The sequence below is a fragment of the Nonomuraea spiralis genome (assembly GCF_014648435.1).
Taxonomy (GTDB): domain Bacteria; phylum Actinomycetota; class Actinomycetes; order Streptosporangiales; family Streptosporangiaceae; genus Nonomuraea; species Nonomuraea spiralis.
The window spans coordinates 78,555-101,039 of record NZ_BMRC01000006.1 but is presented as its reverse complement, the minus strand read 5'-3'; the positions used below and the strand labels follow the sequence as shown (position 1 = coordinate 101,039).

The 22,485-nt window shown below is 71.3% G+C and carries 21 protein-coding genes and 1 riboswitch; of the genes, 20 read left to right on the top strand and 1 reads right to left on the bottom strand.

Features of this window, described 5'->3' with window-relative positions; genetic code table 11:
* The first annotated feature begins 2 nt into the window (after positions 1-2).
* From fmt to IEZ27_RS16060, 18 genes are all read left to right on the top strand, one after another.
* Positions 3-932, top strand: coding sequence for a methionyl-tRNA formyltransferase (gene fmt, locus IEZ27_RS16145; protein ID WP_189647962.1), 930 nt, complete (start codon positions 3-5; stop codon positions 930-932).
* Positions 919-2,385: an RsmB/NOP family class I SAM-dependent RNA methyltransferase gene (locus IEZ27_RS16140; RefSeq protein ID WP_189647961.1), complete on the top strand. Its 1,467-nt coding sequence runs from the start codon at positions 919-921 to the stop codon at positions 2,383-2,385. Before fmt ends, IEZ27_RS16140 begins: the two co-directional genes overlap by 14 nt.
* A 65-nt stretch (positions 2,386-2,450) precedes the next feature.
* On the top strand, positions 2,451-3,107 hold the full coding sequence (rpe, locus tag IEZ27_RS16135) for a ribulose-phosphate 3-epimerase (protein ID WP_189647960.1): 657 nt from the start codon (positions 2,451-2,453) through the stop codon (positions 3,105-3,107).
* Positions 3,108-3,772: 665 nt separating this feature from the next.
* Positions 3,773-4,750 (top strand): ABC transporter permease, encoded by a 978-nt coding sequence (locus tag IEZ27_RS16130; protein WP_125630547.1) that lies wholly within the window; start codon positions 3,773-3,775, stop codon positions 4,748-4,750.
* Entirely contained in the window at positions 4,751-5,590 is an 840-nt protein-coding gene (locus IEZ27_RS16125) for an ABC transporter permease (RefSeq protein ID WP_229824028.1), read from the top strand.
* Positions 5,587-7,656 (top strand): ABC transporter ATP-binding protein, encoded by a 2,070-nt coding sequence (locus tag IEZ27_RS16120; RefSeq protein WP_189647959.1) that lies wholly within the window; start codon positions 5,587-5,589, stop codon positions 7,654-7,656. The genes IEZ27_RS16125 and IEZ27_RS16120 overlap by 4 nt, the downstream gene beginning before the upstream one ends.
* Positions 7,653-9,362, top strand: a complete 1,710-nt coding sequence (locus tag IEZ27_RS16115) for an ABC transporter family substrate-binding protein (RefSeq protein WP_189647958.1) — start codon at positions 7,653-7,655, stop codon at positions 9,360-9,362. Before IEZ27_RS16120 ends, IEZ27_RS16115 begins: the two co-directional genes overlap by 4 nt.
* An 87-nt stretch (positions 9,363-9,449) precedes the next feature.
* On the top strand, positions 9,450-10,262 hold the full coding sequence (locus IEZ27_RS16110) for an oxygenase MpaB family protein (protein WP_189647957.1): 813 nt from the start codon (positions 9,450-9,452) through the stop codon (positions 10,260-10,262).
* A 77-nt stretch (positions 10,263-10,339) separates the two neighbouring features.
* Positions 10,340-10,470, top strand: a riboswitch (FMN riboswitch).
* A gap of 104 nt (positions 10,471-10,574) precedes the next feature.
* Positions 10,575-11,765 carry a bifunctional diaminohydroxyphosphoribosylaminopyrimidine deaminase/5-amino-6-(5-phosphoribosylamino)uracil reductase RibD gene (ribD, locus tag IEZ27_RS16105; RefSeq protein WP_229824027.1) on the top strand — a complete coding sequence of 397 codons (1,191 nt, stop codon included), beginning with the start codon at positions 10,575-10,577 and terminating at the stop codon, positions 11,763-11,765.
* The gene (locus tag IEZ27_RS16100; RefSeq protein ID WP_125630539.1) at positions 11,765-12,355 is read left to right on the top strand and encodes a riboflavin synthase; all 591 of its coding nucleotides are present in this window, start codon (positions 11,765-11,767) and stop codon (positions 12,353-12,355) included. Before ribD ends, IEZ27_RS16100 begins: the two co-directional genes overlap by 1 nt.
* A complete protein-coding gene (locus IEZ27_RS16095) occupies positions 12,352-12,996 on the top strand; it encodes a nicotinamide mononucleotide transporter family protein (protein ID WP_125630537.1) in 645 nt (214 codons plus the stop codon). Before IEZ27_RS16100 ends, IEZ27_RS16095 begins: the two co-directional genes overlap by 4 nt.
* Positions 12,993-14,246: a bifunctional 3,4-dihydroxy-2-butanone-4-phosphate synthase/GTP cyclohydrolase II gene (locus IEZ27_RS16090; RefSeq protein ID WP_125630535.1), complete on the top strand. Its 1,254-nt coding sequence runs from the start codon at positions 12,993-12,995 to the stop codon at positions 14,244-14,246. Before IEZ27_RS16095 ends, IEZ27_RS16090 begins: the two co-directional genes overlap by 4 nt.
* Positions 14,243-14,710, top strand: coding sequence for a 6,7-dimethyl-8-ribityllumazine synthase (gene ribH, locus IEZ27_RS16085; protein ID WP_189647956.1), 468 nt, complete (start codon positions 14,243-14,245; stop codon positions 14,708-14,710). The genes IEZ27_RS16090 and ribH overlap by 4 nt, the downstream gene beginning before the upstream one ends.
* 19 nt (positions 14,711-14,729) lie before the next feature.
* Positions 14,730-15,188, top strand: a complete 459-nt coding sequence (locus tag IEZ27_RS16080; RefSeq protein WP_189647955.1) for a PH domain-containing protein — start codon at positions 14,730-14,732, stop codon at positions 15,186-15,188.
* A 92-nt stretch (positions 15,189-15,280) separates the two neighbouring features.
* Complete coding sequence (locus IEZ27_RS16075; protein ID WP_189647954.1) at positions 15,281-16,147, top strand: AAA family ATPase; 867 nt, start codon at positions 15,281-15,283, stop codon at positions 16,145-16,147.
* Positions 16,140-17,213 (top strand): vWA domain-containing protein, encoded by a 1,074-nt coding sequence (locus IEZ27_RS16070; RefSeq protein ID WP_189647953.1) that lies wholly within the window; start codon positions 16,140-16,142, stop codon positions 17,211-17,213. The genes IEZ27_RS16075 and IEZ27_RS16070 overlap by 8 nt, the downstream gene beginning before the upstream one ends.
* A complete protein-coding gene (locus IEZ27_RS16065; RefSeq protein ID WP_189647952.1) occupies positions 17,206-18,297 on the top strand; it encodes an XdhC family protein in 1,092 nt (363 codons plus the stop codon). The genes IEZ27_RS16070 and IEZ27_RS16065 overlap by 8 nt, the downstream gene beginning before the upstream one ends.
* Entirely contained in the window at positions 18,297-18,869 is a 573-nt protein-coding gene (locus tag IEZ27_RS16060) for a nucleotidyltransferase family protein (protein WP_189648321.1), read from the top strand. Before IEZ27_RS16065 ends, IEZ27_RS16060 begins: the two co-directional genes overlap by 1 nt.
* Here the strand turns inward: IEZ27_RS16060 and IEZ27_RS16055 are convergent.
* Positions 18,866-19,753, bottom strand: a complete 888-nt coding sequence (locus tag IEZ27_RS16055; RefSeq protein ID WP_229824026.1) for an endonuclease/exonuclease/phosphatase family protein — start codon at positions 19,751-19,753, stop codon at positions 18,866-18,868. The genes IEZ27_RS16060 and IEZ27_RS16055 overlap by 4 nt on opposite strands.
* A 93-nt stretch (positions 19,754-19,846) precedes the next feature.
* Here IEZ27_RS16055 and IEZ27_RS16050 point away from each other — a divergent pair, with 93 nt between their 5' ends.
* Positions 19,847-20,887, top strand: coding sequence for an LLM class F420-dependent oxidoreductase (locus IEZ27_RS16050; protein ID WP_189647950.1), 1,041 nt, complete (start codon positions 19,847-19,849; stop codon positions 20,885-20,887).
* A gap of 247 nt (positions 20,888-21,134) precedes the next feature.
* Positions 21,135-22,433, top strand: a complete 1,299-nt coding sequence (locus IEZ27_RS16045; protein ID WP_185844444.1) for a dicarboxylate/amino acid:cation symporter — start codon at positions 21,135-21,137, stop codon at positions 22,431-22,433.
* Positions 22,434-22,485: the final 52 nt, after the last annotated feature.

Genomic DNA, 22,485 nt, shown 5'->3' with positions numbered 1-22,485 from the left:
CGATGCGGCTGGTCTTCGCGGGCACACCCGAGACGGCGCTGCCGTCGTTGCGCATGCTGATCGACTCGCCGCGGCACGAGGTCGTGGCCGTCATCACCCGTCCCGACGCCCAGGCGGGGCGGGGGCGCAAGGTCCACCCCTCGCCGGTGGCCGAGCTCGCCGAGGAGGCCGGCATCGAGGTGCTGCGCCCGGCCAAGGTCGGCGACCCCGCCTTCCTCGACACGCTGCGCGCGCTGGAGCCCGACTGCTGCCCGGTGGTGGCCTACGGCGCGCTGCTGCCGCAGTCCGCGCTCGACGTGCCCCGCCACGGCTGGATCAACCTGCACTTCTCGGTCCTGCCCGCCTGGCGCGGCGCGGCCCCCGTCCAGCACTCGGTGCTGCACGGCGACGAGATCACCGGCGCGACGACGTTCCGGATCGTCAAGGAGCTCGACGCGGGCCCGGTCTACGGGGTCGTGACCGAGGAGGTCCTGACCCACGACACCAGCGGCGCCCTCCTCGAACGGCTGTCCGTCTCGGGCGCGGGGCTGCTGGCCGCCACGCTCGACGGCGTCGAGGACGGCACCCTTGAGGCCCGTCCCCAGCCGCTCGACGGCGTGACGACCGCTCCCAAGATCAGCGTCGCCGACGCGCGGGTCGACTGGACCAAGCCCGCCATGCACGTCGACCGCCTCATCCGGGCCTGCACCCCCAACCCGGGGGCGTGGAGCGAGTTCAGGGGCCAGCGGGTCAAGCTCGGGCCGGCCAAGGTCGCCGTCCAGGCCGAGCGGCTCGCGCCCGGCCGGATCCTGGCCACCAAGAACCACGTGCTCGTCGGCACCGCCACCGCGCCCGTCGAGCTGGGCGAGGTCCAGCCCCAGGGCAAGCGGCTGATGAGCGCGGGCGAGTGGGCGCGCGGCGTGCGGATCGAGGGTGACGATGCCTTCGCGTGACCGGGGCGGGCCCACGGGCACCAAGCCGCGCGGCGCGGGCGGTCCCCGCCGTCCGGCCCGCGACCACGCCCGAAACGCCGCCTTCGACCTGCTGCGGGCCGTCGACGAGCGCGACGCCTACGCCAACCTGCTGCTGCCGCGGATGCTGCGCGAGCGCGGCATCCGGGGGCGCGACGCGGCGCTGGCCACCGAGCTGGCCTACGGCACGCTGCGCGGCCTCGGCACCTACGACGCGATCATCGAGATGTGCAGTGACCGCACCCCCGATCCCGACGTGCGCGACGCCCTGCGGCTGGGGGCCCACCAGCTCCTGCGCATGCGCGTCCCGCCGCACGCCGCCGTCGGCACCACCGTCGATCTCGTACGCCTGCGCGTCGGGCAGGGCGCGGCCAAGTTCGTCAACGCGGTGCTGCGCAAGATCGGTTCGCGCGAGCTGGAGGACTGGATCCCGATCGTCGCGCCCGACGCCGAGCGCGACCCCGTCGGCCATCTGGCCGTCGCCTACGGCCATCCCCGCTGGATCGTCTCGGCCTTCCGCGACGCGCTGGGCGGCGGCGGCGAGCTGGCCGACCTGCTCGACGCCGACAACGCCCGCCCGCTGGTGACCCTGGTCGCCCGGCCGGGGCGCAGCTCGGTGGCGGAGCTGGCCGAGTCCGGCGCCACGCCGGGCCGTTACTCGCCGTACGCGGCCTACCTGCGTGAGGGCGACCCCGGGCAGATCGAGGCCGTGGCCGAGACCCGCGCGGCCGTCCAGGACGAAGCCAGCCAGCTCGTGGCGCTCGCGCTGACCCGGGTGCCGTTGGAGGGCGAGGACGAGCTCTGGCTCGACATGTGCGCGGGCCCCGGCGGCAAGGCCGGCCTGCTCGACGCCGTCGCCTCCTACGGCGACCTGGAGGGCCTCGACGGTGAGCGCCGTACGGACGACGGCCCGGAGGCGGGCGGCGGGGTGGCGTTCCCGGGTGGGGCGCGGGTGCTGGCCGCCGACGTGCAGTACCACCGGGCGCGGCTGGTCTGGCAGACCACCAGGAACGCCTCGGTGGTCACCGCCGACGGCACCGAACCCGCCTGGCGGCCCGGGGTGTTCGACCGGGTGATGCTCGACGCCCCCTGCACGGGGCTGGGCGCGCTGCGGCGGCGTCCGGAGGCCCGGTGGCGGCGCGACCCGGCCAGCATCGCCGAGCTGGGCGCGCTCCAGCGGCGGCTGCTCGGCACAGCCCTCGACGCCGTGCGCCCGGGCGGGGTGGTGGCGTACGTGACGTGCTCGCCACATCTGGCCGAGACGCGCGTCGTGGTCGGCGACGTCGTCGGCCGCAGGGACGACGTGGAGGAGCTCGACGCGCGCGACTACCTGCCGGAGGTCGACGGGCTCGGCGACGGCCCGCACGCGCAGTTCTGGCCCCACCGCCACGGCACGGACGCCATGTTCCTGTCGTTGCTGCGCAAACGCCCCTGACCGCCGTCCATCGGGCGGGAGGGGGCGTCGAGGGGGGAACGGGCGATTCAATAGACTGGCGCATCATGGCCGTACAGATCTCGCCCAGCATCCTCGCCGCCGACTTCGCGCGGCTGGCCGACGAGGCCGCAGCCGTCCCCAACGCCGACTGGCTGCACGTGGATGTCATGGACTACCACTTCGTGCCCAATCTCACCCTCGGGCTGCCCGTGGTCGAGTCCCTGCGCAAAGCCACGCAGATCCCCCTCGACTGCCACCTCATGATCGCCGACCCCGACCGCTGGGCCCCCCAGTACGCCGAGGCCGGCGCGGGCAGCGTGACCATCCACGCGGAGGCGTCCAAGGCGCCGGTGCGTACGCTGCGGGAGATCCGCTCGCTCGGGGCCAGGGCGGGGCTGGCGCTCAACCCGGCCACGGCCGTGGAGCCGTTCGAGGGGCTGTTCGGTGAGATCGACATGCTGCTGCTGATGACGGTGGAGCCGGGCTTCGGGGGGCAGAAGTTCCTCGACATGGTGTTGCCGAAGGTGCGTGCGGCGCGGGCGATGATCGAGCGGCACGGCGGCTCGGTCTGGCTCCAGGTCGACGGGGGAGTGACGGCCGAGACGATCGAGCGGTGCGCGGAGGCGGGCGCCGACGTGTTCGTGGCCGGCAGCGCCGTCTACGGGGCCGCCGACCCGAAGGCGGCCATCGACGCCCTCCGGGCCGCCGCCGCCACCCACTGACGCTCCCCGGTTCCACGGTGCCCGGCGCCCTCGCCGGGCACCCGTCCGTGCCGCTCTGACCGGTTTCGTGTCGCTCTGACCGAGTCCGGGTCACTCTGGCTGGGTTCGTGCCGCTCGGACGGCGTGCTCATCCGTACACGGGGGCGGGGGCGTCTGGATCTCCGCGGGGTGCGGCCTCGCCGTGTGTCCGTGAGCGGAGCGTGAGCGAGGGGTGGTCGCGCGGGGACGCCGACGGGGGCGGGCGGCAGCGTGCCCTCGGACCGATCCACGTCGGTCGCCCGCCTGAGATCAAAACCCGCAACATCGCGAAATATCAATCCCGTACCTATTGGTCAGTATGACGTGGGTCACTTAGGGATTGGGTTATTTTTTGTCAGGATTCTGTGACACAAGCTGATCCGGTAGCCCGCGTTACCGATCTTGAATGAGCGAGTTTCCGCAGGTCAGCACCCCTATCGAGGCCCATCCCCACCTGGGGCCCTCCGGCGTTTAGTGACCTTACCGTTATGTCGAACTATTGCTGACTGTGATGTTTCGCTAGATATCCTGCTTTTTGATCGCCGTTCCGCGTCATGATTTTTCGCGGCGTAAGACGGTCTTTTACCATTGCGGGGGTCTTCTCCTACCGGGGTTTCCGGGCCCTCGTTCAGTGCGAACGGAGGGTAATGGGCAAGTACCTGCTGCGCAGGTTGGCGATCAATCTGATCCTGGTCGCGATCGCGGCCAGCCTGGCCTACATGCTCGCCGCGACGACCATGAACCCTCGCGGTGCGTACGAGGGCCGCCAACCTCCTGTCGCCGAGGAAGTCATCGACGCCACGCTCGACGCCTACAACCTCAACGACAAGACGCCCGTCCTGGAGCGCTACGCGACCTGGGCCAAGGGCGTCGTCACGGGGGACTTCGGCAAGACCTGGAACGGCGGTTCGGTCAACGACGAGATGGGCCGCCGGATCTTCGTCAGCCTCCGGCTGCTGCTGGTCGGCACGATCCTCGGCTTCGTCCTGGGGGTGGCACTGGGCGCCTACTCGGCGGTCAAGCAGTACCGGATAAGCGACCGGGTGATCGGGGTCGGCTCGTTCGTGATCATGGCGGTGCCGGTGTTCGTGCTGGCCACGCTGCTCGCGATCGGCGCCTACAACCTCAACCGCGGGCTCGGCTTCACGCTGATCGAGTTCACCGGCGAGTACAACCCCAAGCTGTCGGGCTGGGACCAGTTCGCCAACCGGCTGAACCACCTGATCCTGCCGACCATCTCGCTCAGCCTGGGCTCGATCGCCTTCTACAGCCGCATCCAGCGCAACATGATGCTCGACGTACTGGGCCAGGACTTCGTCCGCACCGCGATGGCCAAGGGCCTGCGGCGCAGGACCGCCCTGTTCAAGCACGCGCTGCGCACCGCGCTGATCCCCTCGGCCACGTACTTCGCCTTCGCCTTCGGGACCATGCTCACCGGCGCCACCTTCACCGAGAAGATCTTCGCCTGGAACGGCATGGGCGCCTGGCTGGTCGACTCGATCAACCAGAACGACGTGAACTCGGTCGCCGCGGTCAGCATGTTCGCCTCCGTCTGCGTCCTGTTCGCCGGCTTCCTGTCGGACCTGCTGGTGGCGGCCCTCGACCCTCGAGTGCGGGTGAGCTAAGTGCGTTCCAAGGTTGTTCTCGGGCGGATGCTGCGCAACAGGCAGGCCCGCTACGGCATCATCGCCCTCCTGCTGCTGGTGGCCCTCGCCTACATCGGCCCCTTCTTCGGCGCCTACGACTGGACGGACAAGGACTTCCTCGCCTTCCTGTCGGCCCCGTCGTCCGACCACTGGTGGGGCACCACCACGATCGGCCAGGACATGTACGCCGTCACCCTGCGCGGCATGCAGAAGTCGATCATCATCGGCCTCCTCGTGGCGCTGATCTCCACCGGCCTGGCGGCCGTGGTGGGCGCGTTCGCGGGGTACTTCGGCGGCTGGGTGGACCGCGTCCTCATGTGGGGCGTGGACCTGCTCCTCGTCCTGCCCAGCTTCCTGATCATCGCGATCGCCTCGCCGCGCCTGCGCGGCGCCTCCTGGCTCTGGTTCGTGGTCCTGCTGGCGGCGTTCGCCTGGATGATCACCTCCAGGGTGGTGCGCAGCATGACGCTCTCGCTCCGTGAGCGCGAGTACGTGCAGGCGGCCGTCTACATGGGCATCCCCCGCTGGAAGATCATTTTCCGGCACATCGTGCCGAACCTGTCCTCCTTGCTGATCATCGACGCGACGCTCAACGTCAGCGGCGCGGTGATCGGCGAGGCCGCGCTGTCCTTCTTCGGCTTCGGCATCCAGCCGCCCGACGTCTCTCTCGGCACGCTGATCGCCGAAGGCTCCCGCAACGCCACCGGCTACCCCTGGCTGTTCGCCTTCCCCGCCGGGCTCCTGGTGCTGCTGGTGCTCAGCATCAACCTGATCGGAGACGGCCTGCGCGACGCACTCGACCCGGGGAGCAACTCATGAGCATCCTGGAGGTCCAAGACCTCACCGTGACGTTCCCGGGCGGCATCGAGGCCGTACGCGGCGTCAGCTACGAGGTCGCCCGCGGCGAGGTCCTCGGCATCGTGGGCGAGTCCGGTTCGGGCAAGTCCGTGACGTCCCTGGCGATCATGGGCCTGCTGCCGCGCAACGCCCAGATCAGCGGCTCGGTCAAGCTGCACGGCCAGGAACTGATCGGGATGAAGGAAGAGGACCTGGTCAAGGTCCGCGGCAAGTCGATCAGCATGATCTTCCAGGACCCGCTGTCGGCCTTCACGCCCGTCTACACGATCGGCGACCAGATCTCCGAGGCCCTGCGCATCCACCAGAAGCTCGGCAAGGACAAGGCCGCCAAGCGCGCCGTGGAACTGCTCGACCTGGTCGGCATCCCACACCCGGGCGTACGGGCCAAGGCGTTCCCGCACGAGTTCTCCGGCGGCATGCGGCAGCGCGCGATGATCGCCATGGCCATCGCCAACGATCCCGACCTGCTGATCTGCGACGAGCCGACCACCGCGCTCGACGTGACCATCCAGGCCCAGGTGCTGGAGGTGCTCAAGACCGCCCAGCGCGAGACGGGCGCCGGCATCGTCATGATCACGCACGACCTGGGCGTCGTCGCGGGCATGGCCGACCGGGTGCTGGTCATGTACGCCGGCAAGCCGGTCGAGCAGGGGCACGTCGACGACATCTACTACCGGCCGCGGATGCCGTACACGATGGGGCTGCTCGCCTCGATCCCCAGGATCGACGGCGAGGAGGGGCCGCTGGTGCCGATCGAGGGCAACCCGCCCTCGCCGGCCTCGCTGCCGCCGGGCTGCCCGTTCGCGCCGCGCTGCCCGATGAAGATCGACTCGTGCGACGACGAGGAGCCGCCGCTCACCGACGTCGGCGGCGGCAGGCACGTGGCCTGCATCCGGTCCCGCGAGATCGAGTACAAGGGCCTGACCGGGGCCGACGTGTTCCCGGTGCCGGTCATCCCGGTCAGCGAGGTGGTCCGCGTGCCGCGCGAGCAGCGCGCGACCGTGCTGGAGCTCGACAACCTCATCCGGCACTACCCGCTGATGAAGGGCGCGGTGTTCAAGCGCCGCGTCGGCACCGTGCACGCCGTGGACGGCATCAGCTTCGACATCGCCGAGGGCGAGACGCTGGCCCTGGTCGGCGAGTCGGGCTGCGGCAAGACCACGACGCTGCAGCAGATCATGCAGCTCGCGCCGCCGCAGAGCGGCCGGATCGTCGTGCTCGGCCAGGACAGCGCCAAGCTCGGCCCGTCCGGGCGCAAGGCACTCCGCGGCGACCTGCAGATCGTCTTCCAGGACCCGATGGCGGCGCTCGACCCGCGCATGCCGGTCGGCGACATCATCGCCGAGCCGCTGCGCGCCCACGGGCGTACGAACGTCAAGGAGCGGGTCGCCGAGCTGCTCGAACTGGTGGGCCTGGCGCCGGAGTACGCCGAGCGCTACCCGCAGAGCTTCTCCGGCGGCCAGCGCCAGCGCATCGGCATCGCCCGCGCGCTGGCCCTGGAGCCGAAGCTGCTCGTCCTCGACGAGCCGGTCTCGGCGCTGGACGTGTCCATCCAGGCCGGCGTCATCAACCTGCTGGACGAGCTGAAGAACACGCTGGGGCTGTCGTACCTGTTCGTGGCGCACGACCTGGCCGTGGTCCGGCACCTGGCCGACCGCGTCGCGGTCATGTACCTCGGCAGGATCGCCGAGATCGGCACGGTCGAGGAGGTCTACGACCGCCCCGCGCACCCCTACACGCAGGCGCTGCTGTCAGCGATCCCGCTGCCCGACCCCGAGATGGAGCGCACGCGCAAGCGGATCCTGCTCGAAGGCGACCTGCCCAGTCCGGCCGACCCGCCATCGGGTTGCCGGTTCCGTACGCGCTGCCCCAAGTTCGCCCTGCTCACCGAGGCCGAACGCCGGCGCTGCGTGGACGAAGAGCCCTCGGTTGCCCGGCTCGCGAACGCCGTCGACCACGGCGCCGCCTGCCACTACGCGGAGGAAGTCGAGGTCATCACGGCCTCGGACGATCAGGAGGAAAAGTGAAGGTTCGTTACCGGGCGGCGGCGGGAATCGCCGTCCTCGCCATGGCCGCGGCGGCTTGTGGCGGTGGTGGCGGCGAGGCCAAGAAGCCGAGCGCCGAGCAGTCGCAGCAGGCTCAGCAGCAGATGTCGCAGACCCCGGGCATCTCGATCAACCCCGTCGCGTACGAGCAGGTCAAGGACGGCGGCACGCTCACCCTCTCGGTCGGCCAGTGGCCGAGCCAGTGGAACGGCAACCACGTCGACGGCAACCAGCGCGACACGGCGGACATGCTCGACTCGCTGATGCCGCAGCTGATGGTCGCCGACTCCGAGGCCAACTTCAAGGCCAACCCCGACTACCTCACCGACGTCAAGATGGACCTGTCGTCGGGCAAGCAGGTCGTCACCTACACGCTGAGCGACAAGGCCCAGTGGTCGGACGGCACGCCGATCACCTGGAAGGACCTTGAGGCGGCGTGGAAGGCCAACAGCGGCAAGGACAAGAAGTTCAAGCCGGCCTCCACCGACGGCTGGGACCGCATCGAGTCGGTCACCAAGGGTGACTCCGACAAGGTCGCCATCGTGACGTACGGCAAGAACTACCCCGACTGGCAGGGGCAGTTCTCCCGCTCGCCGCACCTCTACCCGGCCTCCCACATGGAGACCCCGGAGAAGTACGAGAAGGACTACCTGCAGAAGATCCCGGTCACCGCCGGGCCCTTCAAGGTCGAGAGCATCAACGAGGGCACCAAGACCCTGACCGTGGTGCGCGACGACAAGTGGTGGGGCCGCAAGGCCAAGCTCGACAAGGTCATCTACCGCACCATCGAGACGCCCGCCGCGCAGGTGAACGCCTTCGCCAACGGCGAGCTCGACGCGGTGGAGATCCCGCCGGGCAGCCCCGCCGACCTCAAGCGGGCCAAGGAAGTCCCGAACGTGGACGTCCGCAAGGCGCTCAGCCCGAACTGGCGGCACATCACCGTCAACAACCAGAGCCAGTTCCTGAAGGACAAGTCGGTCCGCCAGGCCGTCGCGTACGCGATCAACCGTGACGTGATCACGCAGTCCGACCTCAAGGACATGGACTGGCCGCTGCAGACGCTGGGCAACCACGTCTTCATGAACAACCACAAGGCGTACGTCGACAACTCCGGCGACCTGGGCAAGTACAACCTGCCCAAGGCCAAGGAGCTGCTCGACGCGGCCGGCTGGAAGCTCGAGGGCGACGTCCGCAAGAAGGACGGCAAGGAGTTCTCGCTGAACTTCGTCGTCCCGGCGGGCCTGCCGTACGCCAAGACCGAGGGCGAGCTGACCCAGGCCATGCTCAAGGAGGCCGGGATCAAGCTGACGATCCGCCCGGTCCCCGATGACAAGTTCTTCACCGACTTCATCATCAAGGGCGACTTCGACCTGGTGCCGTTCTCCTGGATCGGCACGCCGCTGCCGATGGGCGGCCTGCCGCAGATCTACAAGTCGGGCTCCGAGTCCAACTTCCCGAAGGGCAGCGACCCGGCGCTGGACGCCGCGATCGACGCCGCGGTCGGCGAGATGGACCCGACCAAGGCCGCCGAGCTGGCCAACGCCGCCGACAAGCTGATCTGGGACCAGGTGCACACCATCCCGCTGTACCAGCGTCCTGACATCCAGGCGACCAAGAAGACGCTGGCCAACTACGGTGCCTTCGGGTACCAGGCCCGCGACTACACGGCGATCGGCTTCACCGGCTGATCCTCGTAGCTGCGCGAAAACCCCCGGCCGGGCTCCGGTCGGGGGTTTTCGGCATGATTCGCCCCATACGTGGGTAACTGTTCACTTATGGACGACGACTATGGGATCTTCGGCCCCGAGTCGGTGACCTGGCGCGTGATGGGGGAGCCGATCCAGCTCGTCGGCGGCTTCCGTGCCCTGCTCATGCAGGGGCTGCATCCCAGGGCGATGCGCGGCGTGCTGCAGAACTCGGCGCTGCTCGACCCGGCCGAGGCGTGGGCGCGCTTCCTGCGTACCAGCGAGTTCGTCCGGGTGCGCACGTACGGCACACGCGCCGAGGTGGAACGGGCCGGCCGCCGGGTGCGCAAGATCCACGCCACGCTGACCGCCCGCGACCCCGACACCGGCGAGACCTATCACCTCGACGACCCCGAAGCGCTGCGCTGGGTGCACGTCGGCGAGGTCGACTCCTACCTGACGGTCGCCCGCCGCGCGGGTGTGCGCCTGTCCGACGCCGACGCCGACAGGTTCGTGGCCGAGTGGCGGCGGGCCGCCGAGGTCGTGGGCCTGAGCGCGGACGACGTGCCCGGCTCGGTGGCCGAGTTGCGCGACTACATCGCCGCCCGGCGCCCGGAGCTGCGCCTCGTGCCCGAGGCCGCCCATCCGCTGCGGTTGTCGCTGCACACCCCGCTGCCCGGCGCGCTGTCCGCGCTGCGCCCGGCGGTGCCCGCGCTGACCGTGCTGGCCCTGGCCACCCTGCCGCGCTGGGCCCGCCGCCTGTACGGCCTGCCCGCCACGCCCGTCGGCGACCTGTGGGCCTCCACCACGCTGCGCGCCCTGCACACCGGCATCGGCCTGATCCCCGCCCAGGTCCGCTACGCGCCTTCGGCCCGCCGGGCGCGCAAGCTCATGGCCGCGTAAAGCGAGCGCTTGCTCAAAAGCACGGGGGCGGTCGCATTTCCCGTACGCGGCATGGCAAACTGGTACAAGAAGAGAGCTAGCGTGCTCCGGGGTCGGTGAAAGTCCGAACCGGCGGTTACAGTCCGCGACCCGGCCGATGCCATCGGCCGGTTGACCCGGTGAAATTCCGGGACCGACGGTTAAAGTCCGGATGGGAGGAAGCGCGCGAGGTGTCCGGCGTCCAGCCGGGCGCCTGTTGTGGTGCCGTGACGGCACCGTACAACCCCCCGGGGCCCGCCGTGGCTTGAAGCTACTGGCGAGTAGGAGACCCGGGTGGACACTTCAGCCGCCGATGCCGCGCACATGGCGCGTGCCGTCGAGCTGGCCGCGCGCGGACATGGCAGCACCAGCCCCAACCCCGTCGTCGGCTGCGTCGTGTTGTCGCCCTCCGGGCAGGTCGTGGGCGAGGGCTTCCACCCGTACGCGGGCGGGCCGCACGCCGAGGTCGTGGCGCTGGCACAGGCGGGGGAGCGGGCACGGGGCGGCACGGCGTACGTGACGCTGGAGCCCTGCGACCACACCGGCCGCACCGGGCCGTGCAGCCAGGCGCTGCTGGCGGCGGGCGTGGCCCGCGTGGTGGTCGCCGTGGCCGACCCCAACCCCAAGGCCGCGGGCGGTGCGACACGCCTGCGGGCCGCCGGCGTGAGCGTGACGCGCGGCGTACTGGCCGAGGCGGCCGAGCGGGTCAACGAGGAGTGGCTGACCTTCGCCCGGCTCGGCAGGTCGCACGTGACCTGGAAGTTCGCCGCCACCCTCGACGGGCGGTCGGCCGCCGCCGACGGCACCAGCCAGTGGATCACCTCGCCGCAGGCGCGGGCCGACGTCCACCGCCTGCGCGCCGCCTCCGACGCCATCGTGGCCGGCATCGGCACCGTGCTCGCCGACGACCCCCACCTCACCGCCCGCCTCCCCGAACCCGCGCCGCCCGCCGAGTCCGGTGCCGAGTCGGGAGCCGAGTCGGGTGACGGGGGAGCGCTGCTGGCCGGGAGCCCGCCGCTCGCCGCCCGTCCCCTGGGCGCCCGCCCGCCCCTGCGGGTCGTCGTGGACACCGAGGGCCGGACGCCGCCCGCGGCCCGCGTCCTCGACGACGAGGCGCCCACGCTGGTCGCCGTCGCCGACGACGCCGCCACCGGGCTCAAGGCCGGCCTGCTGCGCCTGCCCCGCCACGACGGCGGCCTCGACCTGGCCGCACTCCTGCGCGAGCTGGCCGCCCGCGAGGTGGTCAGCGTGTTCCTGGAGGGCGGCCCCACCCTCGCCGGCGCGTTCCTGCGGCAGGGCCTCATCGACCGCGTGGTCGCCTATCTCGCCCCCGCCCTCCTCGGGGAGGGCAGGGCCGCGCTCGGCCCGGCGGGCGTCCGGACGATCACCGGGATCCACCACCTCACCTTCGACGAGTTTTCCCCCATCGGGCCGGATCTGCGGTTGATCGCCCGGCCCGCTCCGCATCAAGGCAGGGAGAAGTGATGTTCACCGGAATCATCGAGGAGAAGGGCGAAGTCGTCGCCATCGAGCCGGCGGGCGGCGGCGCCCTGCTGTCCGTACGCGGCCCCCTCGTCACCTCCGACGCCGCCCACGGAGACTCGATCGCCGTCAACGGCGTGTGCCTGACGGTCGTGGAGGTCAGGGACGAGGTGTTCACCGTCGACGTCATCAGGGAGTCGCTCGACCGCAGCTCGCTCGGCGGCCTCACCGCGGGCTCGGCGGTCAACCTCGAACGGTCCGTACGCGCCGACCAGCGCCTCGGCGGGCACATCGTCCAGGGCCACGTGGACGGCACCGCCCGCCTGCTGTCCCGCGCCCCCGGCGAGAACTGGGACGACCTGCGCTTCTCCCTCCCCGGCCCGCTCAGCCGGTACGTGGCCGAGAAGGGCTCGATCGCCATCGACGGAATCAGCCTGACCGTCACGACGGTTGACGACGACAGCTTCGGCGTGAGTCTCATCCCGACCACGCTGAAGCTGACCACCATGGGCGACCGCCAGGTGGGCGACGTGGTGAACATCGAGGTCGACGTGATCGCCAAGTATGTGGAGAGGCTGGTGGGCACCCGATGAGCTGGGTGGACGCATCGATTGACATCTTCGGTCTGCCGGTGAAGTGGACCGACCTGCTCGGCAACGTCTTCGCCCTCGCCACGGTGGCGTTCGCGATGCGCAAGTCCCTGTGGACGTGGCCGGTGCAGTTCACCGGCTCGGTGTTGCTGTTCCTGGCCTCGATCAGCGCGCACGTCACCGGCAACGCGCTCAAGCAGGCCCTGTTCGCCGCGCTGGCGATCTACGGGTGGTGGAGGTGGCGGCGCGGCACCCAGGAGCACGCCCTGACCGTCCGGCCGGCGACGAGCCGCGAGCGGACGACGATGATCGCGGCGCTCGCGGTGGGCACCGTGCTCGTGACCGTGTTGTTCAAGACGTTCGACCTGTCGTGGTACCCGGGCGCGCCGCTGGGCGTGGTGGCCTCCGACGCCTACATCTTCGTCGGCGGCGCGGTCGCCACGTGGGCGCAGGGCCGGGCCCTGGTCGACTTCTGGATCGTGTGGGTGCTGGTCGACCTGGTGGGTGTGCCGGTCGCGTTCAAGTCCGGTCTGTACGTCTCCGGCGCCGTCTACGGCGTCTTCTTCGTCATGGTCCTGGCGGGCTTCGTCAAGTGGCTGCGCGAGTACCGCGCGGCCCGTCCCGAACTGGTGGCAGCCGTATGAACGACATCCAGCTCGACCCGATCGAGCGCGCGATCGAGGACATCCGCGCCGGCCGGCCCGTCGTGGTCGTGGACGACGCCAACCGCGAGAACGAGGGCGACCTGATCTTCGCCGCCCAGAAGGCCACGCCGGAGTTGTGCACGTTCCTGATCCGGCACACCAGCGGCATGATCTGCGTGGCCATGGAGGGCAAGGAGCTCGACCGGCTCGGGCTGCCCCTCATGGTGTTCCAGAACCGCGAACGCCTGCGCACCGCTTACACGGTGACCGTGGACGCCCGCGACGGCGTCACCACCGGCATCTCCGCCGCCGACCGCGCCAGGACCATCCGCACCCTCGCCGACTCGGCCACCGAGCCCAACGAGCTGGTACGGCCCGGCCACGTCTTCCCGCTGCGCTACCAGGAGGGCGGCGTGCTGGCCCGGCGCGGCCACACCGAGGCGGCCGTCGACCTGGCCAGGCTCGCCGGGTTGTCGGGGGCGGGGGCGCTGGCCGAGGTGGTCAACGATGACGGCACGATGGCCAGGCTGCCCCAGCTGCGCCGCTTCGCCGACGAGCACGGCCTGGCGCTGGTCTCCATCGAGCAGCTCGTCGACCACCGCCGCCGGGCCGAGAGCATGGTCACCCGGGTCGCCGAGACCCGGCTGCCCAACGCGTACGGCATGTGGCGGGCCTACGGCTACGCCAGCGCCCTCGACGGCGGCGAGCACGTCGCGCTCGTCTACGGCGACCTCGGCGACGGGGACAACATCCTGGTCAGGGCCCACTCCGAGTGCCTGACCGGCGACGTGTTCGGCTCGCTGCGCTGCGACTGCGGGGTGCAGCTCGACCACGCGATGGGCGCGATCGCCGAGGAGGGCCGCGGCGTCGTCGTCTACCTGCGCGGCCACGAGGGCCGTGGCATCGGCCTGCTGGCCAAGCTCAAGGCGTACAGCCTGCAGGACAACGGCAGCGACACCGTCGACGCCAACGTCGAGCTCGGGCTGCCGGTGGACGCCCGCGAGTTCTCCAACGCCGGGCAGATCCTCGCCGACCTCGGGGTGCGTTCGGTGCGCCTGCTCACCAACAACCCGGCCAAGCTCAAGGGCATGGACGGCTACGGCATCAAGGTGCTCGGCCGCGAGCCCATGCCCGTGGCCATGAACCCGCACAACGAACGGTACCTGGAGGCCAAGCGCGACCGGCTCGGCCACGACATCTCCTCCAGCGTCCCGCACGAGATCCCGCGTGAGATTCCGGAGGCGTCATGAGTGGAGAAGGCCGTCCCGGCGCGGTCGCGGTGGACGCGGCGGGCCTGGTCGTGGGCGTGGTGGCGGCGAGCTGGCACGCCAAGATCACCGACCAGCTCGTGGCGCGGGCCGTGCAGGCGTGCGACGACAGCGGCGCCACCGCCACCGTCGTCCGCGTGGCCGGCTCGCTGGAGATCCCCGTCGTGGCCCAGGCGCTGGCCCGGCGCTGCGACGCGGTGGTCGCCCTCGGCGCGGTCATCAAGGGCGAGACCGCTCATTTCGAGTACGTCTGCGACTCGGTCACCAGCGGCCTGACCCGCATCTCGCTCGACGAGGAGACGCCCGTCGGCAACGGCGTGCTCACCTGCGAGACGATGGACCAGGCGCTCGACCGTTCCGGACTGCCCGGCAGCAAGGAGGACAAGGGCTACGAGTCGGCCATGGCGGCCCTGGAGACCGCACTCCTCCTGAGGGACCTCCACTGAGCTGCGGTAGGTTTCCCTCGTGCCCGAGCCCGTGACCTCACCGCCCCTGCCCGTGACCTGGCGTCCCAGCCGGGGCCGGATCGTGCCCTACGGCTTCGCCGTGCTGGTCGTGGCAGGGGCGGTCATCATGGCGATCTTCATCGCCGACCCGTTCAAGCTGCCCGACCGGATCGCGATCGTGGCCTTCGGCCTGGCGGTGGCGTACGTGCTCCACCTGCTGGGCCGGGTCCGCGTCGAGGCCGACGAGCAGGGCCTGACCGTCGTCAACGCGCTGCGCGTCCACCGCTACACCTGGCCGGAGGTCATCGACGTGACCCTCCTGGTGGGCGACCCGTGGCCGAAGATCGACTTCTCCGACGGCCGGACGATCGGCGCCATGGGCATCCAGGGCTCGGAGAAGGCCCGCGCCCGGCGGGCCACGGCCGAGCTGGCCGCGCTGATCCGCGAGCGCGGTGAGGCGTCCGAATCCGGCGACTGACCCCTTTCTGCCGCGCGGCCCGCGCGAGCCGATGTCGCCGGAGCGGGGTGGCGACGTAGCCTGAAGGCGTGCTGCGGCGGACAATCAGGGCAATGGACATCGAGTCGCCGGACAAGCTCATCGAGCTCCTCGACCGGCACGCCTACCTGGCCGACCGAGGGCTGGCCACGGCCGCCTTCCTGGCCTTGCGGATGGGACGGCCGCTGTTCCTGGAGGGGGAGGCGGGCGTCGGCAAGACCGAGCTGGCCAAGACCCTGGGAACGCTGCTCAAGGCGCCGCTGATCCGGCTGCAGTGCTACGAGGGCCTCGACGCGGCCCAGGCCCTGTACGACTGGGACTTCGCCCGCCAGCTCCTCCACCTCAAGGCCGCCGAGGCCGCCGGGATCACCGACGCCGCCCGGCTGGAGGGGGAGATCTACGACCGCCGCTTCCTGATCGCCCGCCCCCTGCTGAAGGCCGTCGAGACCCAGCCGAGCGTGCTGCTGGTGGACGAGATCGACCGCGCCGACGACGAATTCGAGGCGTTCCTGCTCGAAGTGCTCTCCGACTTCACCATCACCATCCCCGAACTGGGCACGATCAGGGCCAGGACGCCCCCGGTGGTCGTGGTGACCTCCAACAGGACCCGCGAGGTGCACGACGCGCTCAAGCGGCGCTGCCTCTACCACTGGCTGGAGCACCCGAGCTTCGACCGCGAGGTCGCGATCCTGCTGCGCCGCCTGCCCGGCTGCACCGAGGAGCTGGCCACCCAGGTGGCGCGGACGGCCGAGCGGATGCGGCAGGCCGGGCTGGTCAAGCCGCCGGGCGTGGCCGAGACGCTCGACTGGACCGAGGCGCTGCTCACGCTGGGCGCCAGGGAGCTCGATCCCGACCTGGCCGCGGCCACGCTGGGCGCGGCGCTGAAGTACCGCGAGGACATCGCCGCCGTCCTGGGCAACGGGCTGCTGTCGCATGGATGAGCTGGTCCGGACCGTGACGGGCTTCGTCAGGACGTTGCGCGCGGCGGGCGTGGGCGCCGACCACGAGCGTACGCAGAGCCTGCTCAAGGCCCTCGGTCACCTCGACGTCAACGACCAGGACGAGGTCTACTGGGCCGGCCGGCTCACCCTGTGCGCCACGCCCGACGACCTGCCCCGCTACGACCGCTGCTTCGCCGCGTACTTCGGGGGGCGGCGGGCGGCGGTGGCCCGTACCGGCACCACCAGCGTCACCAGGCACCTGGCGGCGGACGACGGCGGCGGGAGCGAGGGCGGCGAGGACAGCGCGGCGCCGGCCACGGCCAGCCGCGCCGAGGTGCTGCGGCACCGGGACGTGGCCCGGCTCACCGAGGCCGAGCGGGCCGAGGTGCACCGGATGCTGGCCATGCTCAGGAACGGCCGGGCCGCGCGCCGCTCGCGCCGCTTCGAGCCGGCCCACCGGGGCGGGCTGGACCAGCGCCGCACCGTACGTGAGGCGCTGCGCAGCGGCGAGGTGGCCAGGCTCCGGCACCGGCGGCACACCACCAGGCCCCGGCGGGTGGTGTTGTTCGTGGACGTCAGCGGGTCGATGGCCCCCTACGCCGAGACCCTGCTGCGCTTCGCGCACGCGCTGGTCAGGAGCGAGCCGCGGGCCACGAGGGTCTACTCCGTGGGCACCCGGCTCACCGAGGTCACCGCCGAGCTGCGCCACCGCGACCCCGGCACGGCGCTGAACGAGGCCTCCAAGGCCATCCCCGACTGGAGCGGCGGCACCCGGCTCGGCGAGGAGTTCAAGGAGTACCTGGCCCGGCACAGCGCGCGGGGCGCGATCGTGGTGATCGCCTCCGACGGCTGGGAACGGGGTGACCCCGCGCTCCTGGGCGCCCAGCTCGCCAGGCTGTCCCGGCAGGCCCACCGGCTCATCTGGGTCAATCCACACAAGGGGTATGAGGACTACCGGCCGCTGACCGGGGGCATGCGGGCCGCCCTGCCGTACCTGGACGACCTGGTGGCCGGGCACAGCCTGGCCGCGTACGAGGAACTCAGCGAAAGGCTCGCCCATGCGTGACGTGCTCCCGGAGATCATGCGGTGGTGGAGGTCGGGGCTCAGGTTCGGGCTGGCGACCGTGGTGAGCACGTTCAGCAGCGCGCCGCGCCCGCCCGGGGCCGCGATGGCCGTACGCGGCGACGAGGTGGTCGGCAGCGTCTCCGGCGGGTGCGTCGAGGGCGCGGTCTTCGAGCTGGCCTCCGAGGCCGACGCGCCCGTCCTCCAGCGGTACGGGGTCAGCGACGACGACGCCTTCGCCGTCGGCCTGACCTGCGGCGGCATCATCGACATCCTGGTCGAGCCGGTCTCCATCGAGACCTTCCCCGAGCTGGGCGAGATCTGGGCGTCCGTCGAGGCCCACCATCCGGTCGCCGTCGCCACCATCGTCGCCGGGCCCGGCACGATCGGCGCCCGCCGGATCGTCTGGCCCGACCGCTCCTCGGGCACGCTCGGGCTCGACCGCCTCGACGAGGCCGTCGACGACGACGCGCGCGGCATGCTGGCCCAGGGCCTGACCGGCATCAGGCACTACGGCGGGCACGGCGAGCGGCGGCTGGACGACCTGTCGGTGTTCGTCCAGTCGTTCGCGCCGCCGCCGCGCATGCTGGTGTTCGGGGCGATCGACTTCGCCGCGGCCGTGGCCAAGGTGGGCAAGTTCCTCGGCTACCACGTCACCGTCTGCGACGCCCGGCCGGTCTTCGCCACCGCCAAGCGTTTCCCCGAGGCCGACGAGGTGGTCGTCAAGTGGCCGCACGACTACCTGGCCTCGGTGCAGGTGGACGAGCGCACGGTGATCTGCGTGCTGACGCACGACCCCAAGTTCGACGTGCCGCTGCTGGAGGTGGCCCTGCGGACGCGGGCGGGCTACATCGGGGCCATGGGCTCGCGCCGTACGCACGAGGACCGGCTGGCCCGCCTGCGCGAGTCGGGGCTCACCGAGGACGAGCTGGCCCGGCTGAGGTCGCCCATCGGCCTCGACCTCGGCGCCCGTACGCCGGAGGAGACGGCCGTGTCGATCGCCGCCGAGCTGATCCAGCTCCGGTGGGGCGGCTCGGGCCGGCCGCTGTCGCGGACGGGCGGGCGCATCCACGGGGAGTCCGCGTGATCGCCGGGCTGCTGCTGGCCGCGGGGGAGGGCTCCCGGCTGGGCCGGCCCAAGGCACTGCTGGAGCTCGGGGGCGAGCGGCTGGTGGACCGCGGCGTGCGCCTGCTGGAGGAGGGCGGCTGCCATCCCGTCGTGGTCGTGCTCGGCGCGGCGACCGTGCAGGTGCGCGGGGCGGTCACCGTGCGCAACCCGGACTGGCGCTCCGGCATGGGCTCCTCGCTGCGGGCCGGGCTCGCCGCGCTGCCGCCGGAGGCGGAGGCCGTGGTGGTCGCGCTGGTGGACCAGCCCCTCGTACGGGCCGGCGCGGTACGCGCCCTGAGGGAGTCGGGCGCCCGGCTGGCGGTGGCCACGTACGGGGGACGGCGGCGGAACCCGGTGCTGATCGGGCGTGAGCACTTCGCCGGGGTGGCGCAGCTGGCGGCGGGCGACGTGGGGGCGCGGCCGTACCTGAAGGCGCATCCCGAGCTGGTCACCGAGGTCGCCTGCGACGAGCACGGCGACCCGGCCGACATCGACACGCCACGCGACCTGGAAGCCGCCGCGGGAGCGCTGGAGCCGCCCGGGACGCGCTAGAGGCGCAGGGAGGCGATGGCCGCGCGGTGGTCGCTGCCGGTCGCCGGGGCCACGCCCGCGCTGGTCGCCGTCATGCCCCTGAACAGGATGTGGTCGGGCCGGGTGATCGGGAACTCCGAGGGCCAGGTGAACCCGAACCCGTCGCCGGCGACGCTCTGGGCGTCGGTCAGCGGCGGGGTCAGACCGTGCATGCCGCGGTCGGTGGTGGCGGTGTTGAGGTCGCCGAGCAGCAGGACGCGCTTGCTGGGGTCGGCGTCGACGAGCTTGCGGGCGTGCGCCAGGGAGGCGTCGCGGGAGGCGGTGTGGCCGGGCCTGGCCGAGGCCAGGTGCATGACGTAGACGGTGACCTTGCCCTTGGGGGTGCTCACCACCGCGCGCAGCGCCCGCGGCCAGCCCATGCCGACGTCGAGCGGGCTGGTCTCGCTGAGCGGGTAGCGGCTCCACAGGCCGACCGTGCTGACCGTGTAGTGGTAGCGGAACATCTTGTTGAGCTGCTTGGCCGCGGGGCCGCCGGGCGTCAGCTCCTGCGCGGCCAGCAGGCCGAGGTCCTCGGCGATGGCCTTGACCGCCTCGCCGGAGGCGCTGTTGCGCACGCCGACGTTGACCGTGCCGACGGACACGTCGCTGGGGCCGCCGGGCGGCGTGGCCAGCACCGTCGAGCCGAACATCGCCGCCCACACCAGGCCGGGCACGAGGGCCGCGAGCGCGGCCGCCCTGGAACGGGCCAGGACGGCGAGGAGCAGCAGCAGCGGCACCGCCAGCCCCATCCACGGCAGCAGGCTCTCCAGCACCGGCGTGAACCCGCCGAGAGCCGGGATCAGCTGATGTCCCGCCAGGGTCAGGGCGACCACTGCGGAGACGATGACGACGACCCGGCTCAGCACCCGAACCAGGCTAGTGCTTCGCCGTGCGACACGCCGACACGCTAACCTGTTGACGTCGCAACGGAACAACATTCGGTTCATCGGGAGCCCGGCATGCGCATCGGTATGGCACTCAACTACTCGGGCGGCTTCAAGGAGACGGTCGCCGAGCTGGCCGACTACGAGAAGGCCGGCCTCGACATCGTCTTCGTCGCCGAGGCGTACAGCTTCGACGCCGTCAGCCAGATGGGGTACATCGCGGCCAAGACCGAACGCGTGCAGATCGCCTCGGGCATCCTGCCGATCTACTCCCGTACGCCGACGCTGCTGGCCATGACCGCCGCGGGCATGGACTTCGTCTCCGACGGGCGTTTCACGCTGGGCATCGGGACCTCGGGGCCGCAGGTCATCGAGGGCTTCCACGGGGTGCCGTACACCGCGCCGATCGGGCGTACCCGCGAGGTCATCGAGATCTGCCGCAAGGTGTGGCGGCGTGAGCGGCTGGAGCACGCCGGCCGCAACTACACCGTGCCGCTGCCCGCCGGCGAGGGCACCGGCCTGGGCAAGCCGCTCAAGATCATCAACCACCCGGTACGGCCGCGCATCCCGATCGTGGTCGCCGCCATCGGCCCCAAGAACGTCGAGATGACCGCCGAGCTGGCCGAGGGCTGGGAGCCGATCTTCTACTACCCGGAGAAGGCCGCCGAGGTGTGGGGGCCCGCGCTGGCCGCCGGCAAGGCCAGGCGCGACCCCGAGCTGGGCGAGCTCGACGTGATCGCCCAGGCGACGCTGGCGATCGGCGACGACGTGGCCGGGCTGCGCGACTTCGGCCGGGCGATGGCGGCCCTCTACATCGGCGGCATGGGCGCCAAGGGCAAGAACTTCTACAACGACCTGGCCAGGCGCTACGGCTACGAGAAGGAGGCCGAGCGGATCCAGGACCTCTACCTGGAGGGCAAGAAGGACGAGGCCGCCGCGCTGGTGCCCGCCGAGCTGCTGGAGAACATGTCGCTGATCGGCAGCGAGGGGTTCGTCCGCGACCGGATCCAGGCGCTGAAGGAGTCGGGGGTGACGACGCTCAACGTGGCGCCGCTGGGGCGTACCCATGAGGAGCGTGTCCGGCTGCTGGAGAAGGTCAAGGAACTGGCGGGCTGACGCCGGACGGCTCCGGAAGGGTGTGACGCACGTCACAATGCGTGGGGGAATATGCCCCGATTCGCATGGTGTTGTACGTCCCTGTGAGGTTCTCCGTGGTGATCGTGCGGCTCGTCGAGCGTCTGCACGTGGATCTGTGCCGTCTGCACGGATCCCTCTGTCGCTGACCAGCGCGTCCCCAGACCCCCCTTCCTCACCCGCATGCCCCCTTCGCTTTGGCGTGCCTGACTTCCGGAGCCTTCCTCCCGTGAAGAGATTCACCTTCTCCCTTCAGCTTCTGCTCGGCCTCGTGGCCGGCATCGCCCTGGGGTTCGTCGCCAAGATCTGGGACGTGGCCTGGCTGGCCGAGACGCTGACCCAGGTCGGCAAGCTCTTCGTCCAGCTGCTCAAGCTGGCCGTGCCGCCGCTGGTGTTCACCGCCGTACTGGTCAGCGTGGCCAACCTGCGCAACGTCAACGGCGCCGCCCGGCTGGCCTCCAAGACCCTGATGTGGTTCCTCATCACCGCGTTCGTCTCGGTCGCGTTCGCGATCGGGCTCGGCCTGATCATCAACCCCGGCCAGGGCGTCACCCTCGACACCGGCGCCGCCAAGGCCGTGGACACCGAGGGCGCCGGCACCTGGCTCGACTTCGTCACCGGCATCCTGCCCACCAACATCGTCACGGCCTTCACCGAGGTCAACGTCCTCCAGATCGTCTTCCTGGGAGTCGTCCTCGGGGCGGCGGCCCTGGCGGTGGGGGAGAAGGCCGAGCCGTTCCTCAACCTCAGCCGTTCGATCCTTGAGCTGGTGCAGAAGGCCCTGTGGTGGGTCATCCGCCTGGCCCCGATCGGCACCGCCGGTCTCATCGGCAAGGCCGTGTCCACCTACGGCTGGGACCTGCTGGCCCCGCTGGCCAAGTTCAGCGTCGGCGTGTACGTCGGCTGCTTCATCGTCCTGCTGGCCGTCTACCCGACCCTGCTCGCGGTCTGGGGCAAGGTCAACCCGATCACGTTCTTCCGCAACGCCTGGCCCGCCATCGAGCTGGCCTTCGTCTCCCGTTCCTCGGTCGGCACGCTGCCCCTGACCCAGCGCGTCACCGTCGAGCGCAACGGCGTGGACCGCGACTACGCCTCCTTCGCGGTGCCCTTCGGCGCCACCACCAAGATGGACGGCTGCGCCTCGGTCTACCCGGCGCTCGCCGCGATCTTCGTGGCCCAGGTGTTCGGCGTGCACCTCGGGGTGGGGGACTACCTGCTGATCGCGTTCGTCTCGGTCGTCGGCTCGGCCGCCACGGCCGGACTGACCGGCGCGATCGTCATGCTGACGCTCACGCTGAGCACGCTGGGCCTGCCGCTTGAGGGCGTCGGCCTGCTGCTGGCGATCGACCCGATCCTCGACATGATCCGTACCGCGACCAACGTCGCGGGCCAGATGGTCGTCCCGGTCCTGGTGGCCCGCTCGGAGGGCCGCCTGGACGAGGCGGTGTTCAACGCGCCGCCGCAGCCGCTCGACGACGCCCCCGTCGCCGTCCGCGCGCCGCGCGGGCCGGAGCCGGCGACGGCCTGAGCGAGTTCTCCGCTGTGTTTTCCGCTATGTTTTTCCGCTGAGGGCGGGTGGC

Excerpts from the sequence above, each read along its gene's own strand:
- fmt (WP_189647962.1), top strand. The coding sequence starts at position 3 with ATGCGGCTGGTCTTCGCGGGCACACCCGAGACGGCGCTGCCGTCGTTG.
- IEZ27_RS16140 (WP_189647961.1), top strand. The coding sequence starts at position 919 with ATGCCTTCGCGTGACCGGGGCGGGCCCACGGGCACCAAGCCGCGCGGC.
- rpe (WP_189647960.1), top strand. The coding sequence starts at position 2,451 with ATGGCCGTACAGATCTCGCCCAGCATCCTCGCCGCCGACTTCGCGCGG.
- IEZ27_RS16130 (WP_125630547.1), top strand. The coding sequence starts at position 3,773 with ATGGGCAAGTACCTGCTGCGCAGGTTGGCGATCAATCTGATCCTGGTC.
- IEZ27_RS16120 (WP_189647959.1), top strand. The coding sequence starts at position 5,587 with ATGAGCATCCTGGAGGTCCAAGACCTCACCGTGACGTTCCCGGGCGGC.
- IEZ27_RS16110 (WP_189647957.1), top strand. The coding sequence starts at position 9,450 with ATGGACGACGACTATGGGATCTTCGGCCCCGAGTCGGTGACCTGGCGC.
- IEZ27_RS16100 (WP_125630539.1), top strand. The coding sequence starts at position 11,765 with ATGTTCACCGGAATCATCGAGGAGAAGGGCGAAGTCGTCGCCATCGAG.
- IEZ27_RS16095 (WP_125630537.1), top strand. The coding sequence starts at position 12,352 with ATGAGCTGGGTGGACGCATCGATTGACATCTTCGGTCTGCCGGTGAAG.
- IEZ27_RS16090 (WP_125630535.1), top strand. The coding sequence starts at position 12,993 with ATGAACGACATCCAGCTCGACCCGATCGAGCGCGCGATCGAGGACATC.
- ribH (WP_189647956.1), top strand. The coding sequence starts at position 14,243 with ATGAGTGGAGAAGGCCGTCCCGGCGCGGTCGCGGTGGACGCGGCGGGC.
- IEZ27_RS16075 (WP_189647954.1), top strand. The coding sequence starts at position 15,281 with ATGGACATCGAGTCGCCGGACAAGCTCATCGAGCTCCTCGACCGGCAC.
- IEZ27_RS16070 (WP_189647953.1), top strand. The coding sequence starts at position 16,140 with ATGGATGAGCTGGTCCGGACCGTGACGGGCTTCGTCAGGACGTTGCGC.
- IEZ27_RS16065 (WP_189647952.1), top strand. The coding sequence starts at position 17,206 with ATGCGTGACGTGCTCCCGGAGATCATGCGGTGGTGGAGGTCGGGGCTC.
- IEZ27_RS16050 (WP_189647950.1), top strand. The coding sequence starts at position 19,847 with ATGCGCATCGGTATGGCACTCAACTACTCGGGCGGCTTCAAGGAGACG.